We start from the raw sequence: 9,780 nt of genomic DNA on the forward strand, positions 1-9,780 counted from the left end.
CCCGCCGCCAGGGCTCCCAGGGCGGGGCGAAGGGGTTGGGCGGTGCGTTCTTGTACTCGTGGGTGAGCCTGACCAGGCTCGCCGTCGCGGTCGCCGCCACACCGAGGACGGTGGCGACCCGCAGCCAGACCTCCGAGGCCAGTCCCTGGCCGCGCAGGACCAGCCAGGGAAGGACCGCCAGGCTGCCGTACGTGCCCGGGATCCAGGCGACGTAGCCGAAGAGGGAGAGCCGCATCGTGTCGACCGTCGGCGGCTGCGGGTCGATGAGCAGGAGCTGGGTGACCAGCCCGGAGATCCCGCAGCCCAGCGCCACCATCAGGATGATCCAGACCACCGGGTGCCGGGTGCGTGGCAGCATCAACGCCGTGGCCGCCCCGTAGACGACGGCGGACAGCACGTCCATGAGCCACTGCGAGACTCCGGCCGGCTCGTTGCCGTGCCCGGCGTAGATCACGAGGGCCGCCGCGGCGAGGGACCAGGCGACCGCACAGACACTGACGCCCACGATGCCCCACACGGTCACGCTGCCCGTGGGTGCCACGATGCCGCGCAGCCCCGCAGCGACGCTCCCGGTCACGGGTCGGTGGTCGCTCGGCGCTGTGGACACGCCCGGCATTATCGCGGCGCGCGCGTCCCGACCGACACGGACCGATGACCCGGCCGGCCGGGCGCCTGCCGCGGAGCCGGCTCAGACGTCGGAGCCGAGCTCCCCGTCGGTGGTGTCCTCGTCCTCGACCTGGTCGGGCTCTTCGCTGTCGTCGTAGTGCAGGTACTTGATGCCCGCGTCGACGTCGCCGTCGAAGCCGACCACGCCCTTGTCGAGGACGATGACCCGCGAGCACATCCGCCGCACCGACGCGGCGGCGTGGCTGACGTAGAAGAGCGTGACGCCGCTGTCGCGGACCGCCTCCATCTTCTTCAGGCACTTCTTCTTGAAGGGCTGGTCGCCGACGGCGAGCACCTCGTCGGCGATGAACACGTCGCAGTCCACGTGCACGGCGACCGCGAACCCGAGCCGGGCGAACATGCCTGAGGAGTAGTTGCCGACGGGCGTGTCCATGGCCTCGCCGACATCAGCGAACGCGGCGATGTCGTCGTACTTCGCGTCCGTCTCCGCCTGGGTCATGCCGAGGATCGCGGCGTTCATGTAGATGTTCTCGCGCCCGGTCATCTGCGGGTGGAAGCCGGCACCGGTGGCGATCAGCCCGGAGACCCGGCCCCGGGTGCGGACCTGGCCCTCCGTCGGGCGCATCACCCCCATGATGTGCTTGAGCAGGGTGCTCTTGCCGGACCCGTTGAGGCCCATGAGCCCGATCGCCTCGCCCTGCTCGACCGTGAAGGTCACGTCGCGCAGGGCCCAGAAGGTCTTCTTGGTCTGCTGGCGGCGCATCTTGGCCACCGCGACCTGCTTGAGGGTGCGCTGGTAGTGCCGGGCGAACTCCTTGGAGACGCCGGAGACCTCGATCGAGACCGTCATGCGGGGTCCCCTCGGCGTTGTTCGTCGGAGGAGCGCAGCGGGGGAGGCGAAGAACGTCGTGGGGTGCTCATGCGACCAGCCGGTCCGGGATCTTGTCGTCGAGCCGGGTGAACACCCACTGCGCGAGGACGAGGAAGACCGCCGCGATCCCGAGCATGATCAGCCCACGGGCGTAGAGGTCGTCGGGGAAGTTGGCGTGCAGACCCGGCTGGAAGCCCCACTCGCTCTTGGCCTCCGCCGCGTCCGCGTCGCTGACCGTGGTGATCCAGAAACCGCGCTGGATGAGCAGCACCGCCTCGGCGATCGGGTTGGCGAGGTAGAGACGCTCGATGATGGGGAAGTCCTGGAACCGCTCCTGCACGAGCGTGTACGGGTACATCATCGGGACGCTGAAGGGCACCATCCCGGTGAAGATCCGCACCACCCGGGTCAGGTCGCGGTACATCACGTTGACCGCGGAGAACATCAGCCCCATCCCGGTGCCGAACAGGATCACGATCCCGAAGCCCAGGAGCGCGGCGAGCATCCCCACCAGGTCCGGCTGGAAGGACCCGGTGATGAAGCAGGCGCCCAGCAGGATCACCAGCTGCGGCCCGGTGTGGTACAGCGTCACGAGCGTGGAGGCGATCGGGAAGATCTCCCGGGGCAAGGGCATCTTCTGGACCACCACCTTGTTCTGGATGATCGACCTGGTGCCGGCGTTGAAGGACTCCACGAAGAGGTTGACCAGGACCATGCCCGCGAACAGGTGGATCGCGAAGTGCGGCACCTGGCCGCGGCCGATGATGATCCCGAAGACGAAGTAGAACGTCAGGAACCGGCTCAACGGGTTGATGTAGGACCAGAGCAGCCCCATCTTGGAGCCGATGTAGCGGGCCCTGAGCTCGCGCCTGACCATGAGCCGCAGCAGGTAGCGGCGGCGGAAGACGCCGACCAGGCCGCCCTTGGCCGCGGGGTCCACCATCGGCAGGTGCGCCAGGTCGTGGCGCTCGGCCAGCTCAGCCATCGGTGTCGCTCGCGCCGTCCGTCCAGGGTCGGAAGGTCTCCTCCCACCGGGCCGGCGAGGTGATGTCCCCGAGGGCCTCGCGGTAGTCCTGCGCCAGCCGGGGCCAGTCGCGCACGAGCTGCTCGTGGAGCTGGGCCGTCTCCTTCATCAGCTCGCGGAACTTGACCGGGTCGCGCTTGTAGAGGGCGGCCGAGGTGCCGTCGTTCATCGAGACCACCGCGGAGTCGTAGGACGCCAGGCGGTACCAGCGCGCGTCGACGGCGCGGATCTCGACCTCCGGGAACTCCTTCGACAGCTTGCGGGCCGGGCGCAGGTGCCGGATCGGCGACAGCCCGGCCGTCATCAGCTGGGACAGGCGGCCCGGGACCTCGACCACGTCGCGGCCCTTGCGGGGCGGCTTCTCCCGGCGCACCTCGGGGAACGCCTCGCGGTCGGACTGGAGCTGGGCGTCGGTGAACTGCTTGCGGTGCGCGTTCACCTCGGCGAGCCGGTCGGGCAGCAGCTCGTGGAGCCCGTGCGGCCCGGCCAGGACGTCCTTGAGCGCCATGTGCCGGATCTCGACGGTGGAGTACTGCATCGAGACCAGGTGGGCGATGGTGTGGTTGAGGTCCTCACGGATCAGCCGGCCGCCGCGCGGGTAGGGCGAGTGCAGCAGCGCGGTGACGAACCGGTTGCGCACGTGGAAGTAGGCCTGCCAGTCGACGGCGTCGTTCTTGTCGGTCCAGGGGACGTGCCAGACCGCGGCGCCCGGGAAGGTCACCGTGGGGAAGCCGGCCTCCTTGGCGCGCAGGCCGTACTCCGCGTCGTCCCACTTGATGAACAGCGGCAGGGAGAGCCCGATCTCCTCCAGCACCTGCCGCGGGATCAGGCACATGAACCAGCCGTTGAAGTCCACGTCCACCCGCTTGTGCAGCCACCGCGCGGAGCGGATGTTGCGGGCCTGGAGGTCCCAGCGGCTGAACCCGTCCAGCGGGGTCATCCACCAGAAGCGCCAGGGCTGGACGATCTCGCCGAAGCTGTGCAGCTCGGACTTGTTGTAGAGGCTGAACATGTGGCCACCGACGATCGTCGGCCGGCGGGCGAGGTCGCCGAACGTGACGGCCCGGATGATGCCCTCGGGCTCGCAGACGACGTCGTCGTCCATCATCAGCGCGTAGGTCGCCGTGCCCTTGCGGACCGACTCGAGCTGGCCGCGGGCATAGCCCCCGGATCCGCCCAGGTTGCCCTGCTCGATGATCCGCAGCTTGTCTCCCAGGGCGTCCTTGGCGGCGGGGTAGAAGTCGGAGTCGGCGACCTTGTCCGTCCCCTGCTCCATCACCATGACGGTGTCGAGGTAGGGACGCAGCAGCTCGTCGGTCGCCATCTGGGTGAGGAGCTTGGCGCAGAAGTCGGGACGGTTCATCGTGGTGATCGCGATGTCGGTCGTGCCGTGCTCGGCGCGGTCCGCCGGCACCTCCGCCGACCACTCGGCCGACTCGACCACGGCGTCGTCGTCGCCGGCGACGACGTTGTACCAGTACCAGCCCCCGTCGATGAACGGCTTGAGCGGCAGCTCGAAGGAGAAGCTGCCCTTGGCCTCGCCGCCGGTGGTCGCCGAGGTCACCCGCTGCGAGCGACCGTTGGCCATCGAGCGGTAGACGACCACCGTGGCGCCGCGGCCCGAGACGTCGACGGTGAGCCGGACGTCGGACACGACCGTCCAGCGGCGCCAGTAGCTCGCCGGGAACGCGTTGAAGTAGGTGCCGAACGACAGCCGCTCACCCGACTTGACCCGCAGCGCCGTGCGCGACTCGATCTGGTCGGGGTGGATCGACCGTCCGGTGGTGGTCGACTGGCGGATGGCGGCGTTGTTGAGGTCCTTGGCCGCCCGGCTCCCGCCGACCTCGTACTTGTCGGCGTCGAGCGCCACGTCCTCCGGGTCGACGTAGAGCGCGAACACGTCGAAGTCGCGGTCGATCGGCATGATCTGGCGCTGCAGCACCCGTCGTACGGTCTTCACCGGGCTGCTGGACGTCGTGCTGGTCACTCGTCGACTCCCCCACTGGTCAGGGCCACGCCGTCGGCGAAGTGCGGCCTGAGCTTGTTGTCGAACATGGACAGCGCCGAACCGATCGCCATGTGCATGTCGAGGTACTTGTAGGTGCCGAGTCGCCCACCGAACAGCACCATCGGCTCCGCCTTGGCCAGCTCGCGGTAACGGAGCAGCGTGGCGCGGTCCTCGGCGGTGTTGACCGGGTAGTAGGGCTCGTCGCCCTCCTCGGCGAAGCGCGAGTACTCGTGCACGATCACGGTCTTGCCCGGCAGGTGGGTCTTCACCCGCTCGGGGTGGAAGTGCTTGAACTCGATGATCCGGGTGAACGGCACTTCCTGGTCGTTGTAGTTGACGACGCCGGTGCCCTGGAAGTCGTCGACGTCCTCGACGGAGCGTTCCAGGTCGACGGTGCGCCACGACAGCCGGCCCTCGGAGTTGCCGAAGTACTCGTCGACGGGGCCTGTGTAGACGATCGGGACCTTGCCCTTGTAGTCGTCGGCCACGCCAGTAGTCGGATCCAGGAAGTCGGTGTTGAGCCGGATCGTGATGTTGGGGTGGTCGGCCATCCTGGTCAGCCAGGCGGTGTAGCCGTCGGTCGGCAGGCCCTCGTAGGTGTCGTTGAACCAGCCGTTCTCGAAGGTGTAGCGGACCGGGAGGCGGGTGATGATGTCCGCGCTGAGCTCGGTCGGGTCGGTCTGCCACTGCTTGGCGGTGTAGCCCTTGATGAACGCCTCGTAGAGCGGCCGGCCGACCAGGCTGATCGCCTTCTCCTCGAGGTTGGTGGCGTCCTCGGTGGCGATCTCGGACGCCTGGCTCGCGATGAGCTCGCGCGCCTCCTGGGGCGTGTGGCTCTTGCCGAAGAACTGGTTGATGAGCCCGAGGTTCATCGGCAGCGAGTAGACCTGGCCCTGGTACTTGCCGAACACCCGGTGCTTGTAGTCGGTGAACGTCGTGAACCGGTTGACGTACTCCCAGACCCGCTCGTTGGAGGTGTGGAAGAGGTGCGCGCCGTACTTGTGCACCTCGACGTTGGTCTCCGGGTCGCGCTCGCTGTAGGCGTTGCCGCCGAGGTGGTCGCGGCGCTCGAGGACCAGGACCTTGAGGTCGAGCTCGGTCGCGCAGCGCTCGGCGATCGTCAGCCCGAAGAACCCGGAGCCGACGACCACCAGATCAGGCAGCTCTGTTGCTGGGGAGTTCTCCGACGACACGACAGGTCAGTCTACGGACGGCTCATCGCCGACCCGATTCGGCGCGCCTACGGAGTGCCTGCCGCCCGGCGGAGTGCGCGGAGGCTGCGATCAACGTCACCCTCCGTCGTCGACCAGTTGCTCACCGAGATGCGCAGGACGGCCCGGCCGCGCCAGACCGAGCCGCTCATCCATGCCTCGCCGTCCTCGAGCAGCCGGGCCACGACCTCCCGGGTGCGCTCGTCGTCGCCGAAGGAGACGCACACCTGCGTGAAGACGACGTCGTTGAGCAGCTCGGCACCGGGGATCTCGGCGATCCCCCGGGCGAACGCCGCCGCGTGCCCGGCCATCCGCTCGACCAGGTCGGCCACGCCGCGGCGGCCCAGCGCGGCCAGCACCGCCCAGACCGGGATGGACCGGGCCCGCCGGGACAGCTCCGGCACCTTCTCGAAGGGGTCGCCCGCCGCGTCGTGGATGAGGTAGTCGCCGTGCATCCCCATCGCGGCCCTGACCGCGGCCGGGTCCCGGACGATCGCGATCCCGCAGTCGTAGGGCACGTTGAGCGTCTTGTGGGCGTCGGTGGCCCACGAGTCCGCGCCGGCCACGCCCTCGGCCAGGTGGCGGTACGCCGGGGCAGCCGCGGCGAACAGCCCGAAGGCGCCGTCGACGTGCACCCACGCGCCGTGCCGGTGCGCCGCGTCGACCGCCGCGGCGAACGGGTCGTAGCCGCCCGAGTGCACGTTCCCCGCCTGGAGGCACACGACCGTCGGGACGTCCCGCTCCCCCAGCGCCCGTTCGAGGTCGTCGGCGAGCAGCCGCCCCTGGTCGTCGGCCGCGACCGGCTCGGGGGCGCCGAGCCCGAGGTAGCGCAGCGCCAGGTCCACCGTGTCGTGCCGCTCCTCCCCCACGAGCACCCGTACGCCGGGCGAGCCGACCAGCCCTCGGGCTCCGACGTCCCAGCCGGCGTCGCGCAGCACGGCGTCCCGGCCGGCCGCCAGGCAGGTGAAGTTGGCCATCGTGCCGCCGGTGACGAAGCCGACCGCGCTCCCCTCCGGCAGGCCCAGCAGGTCGAGCAGCCAGGCGCTCGCCACCTGCTCCGTCGCGGTCGCCGCGGGCGTGAGCCGGGCCAGACCGGCGTTCTGGTCCCAGGCGCTGGTCAGCCAGTCCGCGGCGAGGGCGGCGGGGTGGGCGCCACCGATGACCATCCCGTAGAACCGCCCGGAGGGCATCGCGGTCAGCCCGGGTTCCAGGGCGGTCGCGAGGTGCTCCACCACGGCGGCGGCCTCGCGCGGCCCCTCCGGGAGCTCGCTGCCGAGCCGCTCCACGAGCTCCTCGACCTGCGCCTGCGGCGGCACCGGCCGGTCGTCGAGGGACGCGAGCCAGCGTTGGGCGTGGTTGAGCGCCAGCGGGAGCGCGGCGTCGCGTTCGGTCACCCGCCCACTCTGGCAGGCGGACCGAACTCTGCGTGCACGCCGTCGCTGAAGGCCACGAGGTCGGGCGGGCGCTCGGCGAGACCGGTCAGCCCGACCGAGGCCAGCAGCCCGTCCTCCAGCTCCAGCAGCTCGGCGTCCCGGAGTGTCCACGGCTCGTGGGTGTTGGGCACGAAGGTCGTGCCGCGGCGTCTGGCCACGTGGGCTCCCCACCTCGCGGTCAGGAAGTCGTCCACCGGCGTCGGCTCGCGCACCTCGCCCACCCGGACGACCACCCGGCCGGCCGGCCGGTCGCCGAGGCGGCGCAGCGTGGCGTCGTAGGTCAGGACGTCGCCGTCAGGCCGGACGTCGCGGGTGAACCGCATCCGCGCCCACCGGTAGGGCGCCCCGATCACCGCCCGGATCGTCGGGACCGCCGCGGCCCGGTCGGTGTCGAGGCTGAGGAAGACCACGCCGCGCCGCCCCGTCCGGTCGACGGAGTAGAGCCGGACGTTCGTCTCGAGGAACGTGCCGAAGTAGGGGATCCCGGGACCCCGGCCGACGCTCACGCCGACCATCCGGAAGGGCACCAGGCCGACGTAGGTCCGGTCCTCGTGGACGTCGGGCCGGACCCCGGCAGGCATGAACCGCTCGACGAGGGCCGGGTCGACCTCCCAGTGGACGAACGTCAGGTCGCGCCAGTCCTGCGTCGAGATCACCCGGCCGCGCAGCGGCGGGGGATGCCGGGTGATCGGTTCCGGCGTCACGGCCGGCGCCGAGAGTCCTTCAGCGCCCGGCTGACGTTGCGCACCTCGTCCTGCCCGCCCCGGATCGGCGAGAGCACGACGACGCCCGCGGCGATCAGCCACGGCTTGGCCCGCACCAGCCGGTTCTCGCCGTAGCGGCGGTGCACGGTGAAGAGGTTGCGGTACATGTAGTAGCCCTTCCAGCCGCCCAGGTCGTGCTGCTGGTCGAACTCGAGCTGGCGGACCAGGACGGCGTCGCGGACCGCCCAGATGTGGAAGCCGGCGCGGCGGGCTCGCAGGGCGTAGTCGACGTCGTCGTAGAAGATGAAGAAGTCCGGGTCCGGCAGGCCGATCTGCTCCACGACCCGGCGCCGCACCATGAACCCCTCGAAGGCGACGTTCTCGATCTCGACCAGGTCGGGCATCGCCGAGCGCTCGACGTACGTCGTCTCGACCATGGCCGTCTTGGGCTTGATCCGCAGCGGGTTGCGCAGGTCGAAGGTCACCGCCGCCTTCTCGACCAGGCGCCCCGAGGTGTCCTCGCGGACCGCCATCAGGCAGTCCTCGTCGACCGACATCAACGTGCCGAGGCAGTCCGGCGCCGGGAGGACGTCGTCGTCCATCAGCCAGATCCGGTCGAAGCCCTGCTCGTAGGCCGCCTCGACCCCGAGGTGGAAGCCCCCGGACCCGCCCAGGTTGCGCTCCGGCCGGATCACCTGGAGCGGCAGGTCGGGGTGGGCCTCCTTGGTGCCGTCGAGCACGGTCCTGGTGTGGTCGGTGCTGGCGTTGTCGACGACGATCACGGCGTCCGGACGCCGTTCGGAGCCGGCCAGCGCCCCGAGCATCCGCAGGAGCAGACCGGCTCGGTTGTAGGTGACGACGACGACCGCGACGGTCTCCTGCTCGCTCACCCGACGTACCTCCGGTGGCCGGTGAAGTCGCCACGCAGTCCGGCGTACGCCGCCCGGGCGCTCATCGGCAGACGACCCGGTCGCGGCCGGGTGAACAGGTAGAACCACACGGTCTTGGTCCAGAACATCAGCACGTGCGGCCAGCCGCGGTAGGTGCGCAGGTTGACGGTGTTGTTGCGGGCCATGCAGTAGTGCTTGAGGTCGCTGGGGCTGTGGTTGTAGGTCGTGCGGCCGAACATCATCCGGGTGCCGAGGTCGCCGACGCTCGGGTGCCGCACCTCCGCGGCCACGACCGTGGCGGTGCGGGCGCCGGCCTGGTTGGCCCGCCACAGGTACTCGACGTCGTCGCCCCAGATGAAGAACTCCGCCCGCGGCAGCCCGATCCGCTCCACGAGCTCCCGGGTGACGAGCACTCCGTTGAACGGGATGACCACGTCGCGGACCAGCCCGTCGGTGGCCGCCGCCCGGACCTCGTCCAGCCGGCCCACCGCCCGGGTGCCGCCCGGCAGCCGGATCGGGAACACCAGCCGGTCCGGGTCGCCCTCGTCGAGCACGACCGGCCCCCAGAAGTCGAGGTCGCGGTGGTCGAGCAGGCGGCGCAGGCAGTCGGCCTCGGGCAGCCCGTCGTCGTCCATCAGCCAGACCAGGTCCGCGCCCCGCTCGAGCGCCCACGCCAGGCCGTCGGCGAACCCGCCCGCGCCACCGGAGTTGGTCGGCAGTGTCCTCGCGAGCACGCTGGTCGAGGATCGAGCCTCGGAACCACCGAGCCACTGCGTCGTGCCGTCGGTCGAGGCGTTGTCGACGACGAGCACCTCCTCGAGCTCCGTCACGGTGCTCAGGCGATCCAGCAGCCGCTGCAGCAGCGACAGCCGGTTGTAGGTCACGACCACGGCCACGATGCGTCGGCCCTGGTCGTCGGTCACGCCGGGAAGCCTCTCAGAACAGCGTCTCCTGGACGTACGCCGGTGTGCTCGGCACCAGCTGCGGCAGCGGGGCGAACCGCGGGCCCGGC

At 70.5% G+C, this 9,780-nt stretch carries 9 protein-coding genes; all 9 read right to left on the reverse strand.

Going from position 1 to position 9,780, the window contains the following annotated elements:
* Positions 1-607 (reverse strand): hypothetical protein (locus tag JHD21_RS17095; RefSeq protein ID WP_292677614.1); only part of this gene is annotated, 607 nt, incomplete at its 3' end.
* An 81-nt stretch (positions 608-688) separates the two neighbouring features.
* Positions 689-1,477 carry an ABC transporter ATP-binding protein gene (locus tag JHD21_RS17100; RefSeq protein ID WP_292677616.1) on the reverse strand — a complete coding sequence of 263 codons (789 nt, stop codon included), beginning with the start codon at positions 1,475-1,477 and terminating at the stop codon, positions 689-691.
* A gap of 67 nt (positions 1,478-1,544) precedes the next feature.
* Positions 1,545-2,483, reverse strand: coding sequence for an ABC transporter permease (locus JHD21_RS17105; RefSeq protein ID WP_292677618.1), 939 nt, complete (start codon positions 2,481-2,483; stop codon positions 1,545-1,547).
* Positions 2,476-4,509, reverse strand: a complete 2,034-nt coding sequence (locus JHD21_RS17110; RefSeq protein ID WP_292677620.1) for a glycosyltransferase — start codon at positions 4,507-4,509, stop codon at positions 2,476-2,478. The genes JHD21_RS17105 and JHD21_RS17110 overlap by 8 nt, the downstream gene beginning before the upstream one ends.
* A complete protein-coding gene (gene glf / locus JHD21_RS17115) occupies positions 4,506-5,723 on the reverse strand; it encodes a UDP-galactopyranose mutase (RefSeq protein ID WP_292677622.1) in 1,218 nt (405 codons plus the stop codon). The genes JHD21_RS17110 and glf overlap by 4 nt, the downstream gene beginning before the upstream one ends.
* Before the next feature lie 47 nt (positions 5,724-5,770).
* Positions 5,771-7,135, reverse strand: coding sequence for a pyridoxal-dependent decarboxylase (locus tag JHD21_RS17120; RefSeq protein ID WP_292677624.1), 1,365 nt, complete (start codon positions 7,133-7,135; stop codon positions 5,771-5,773).
* Complete coding sequence (locus JHD21_RS17125) at positions 7,132-7,878, reverse strand: DUF2071 domain-containing protein (protein WP_292677626.1); 747 nt, start codon at positions 7,876-7,878, stop codon at positions 7,132-7,134. Before JHD21_RS17125 ends, JHD21_RS17120 begins: the two co-directional genes overlap by 4 nt.
* Complete coding sequence (locus JHD21_RS17130) at positions 7,875-8,768, reverse strand: glycosyltransferase family 2 protein (protein WP_292677628.1); 894 nt, start codon at positions 8,766-8,768, stop codon at positions 7,875-7,877. Before JHD21_RS17130 ends, JHD21_RS17125 begins: the two co-directional genes overlap by 4 nt.
* Positions 8,765-9,691 (reverse strand): glycosyltransferase family 2 protein, encoded by a 927-nt coding sequence (locus JHD21_RS17135; RefSeq protein ID WP_292677630.1) that lies wholly within the window; start codon positions 9,689-9,691, stop codon positions 8,765-8,767. The genes JHD21_RS17130 and JHD21_RS17135 overlap by 4 nt, the downstream gene beginning before the upstream one ends.
* Positions 9,692-9,780: the final 89 nt, after the last annotated feature.

Origin of the sequence: Nocardioides sp. (assembly GCF_016462705.1) — a bacterium.
GTDB lineage: Bacteria > Actinomycetota > Actinomycetes > Propionibacteriales > Nocardioidaceae > Nocardioides.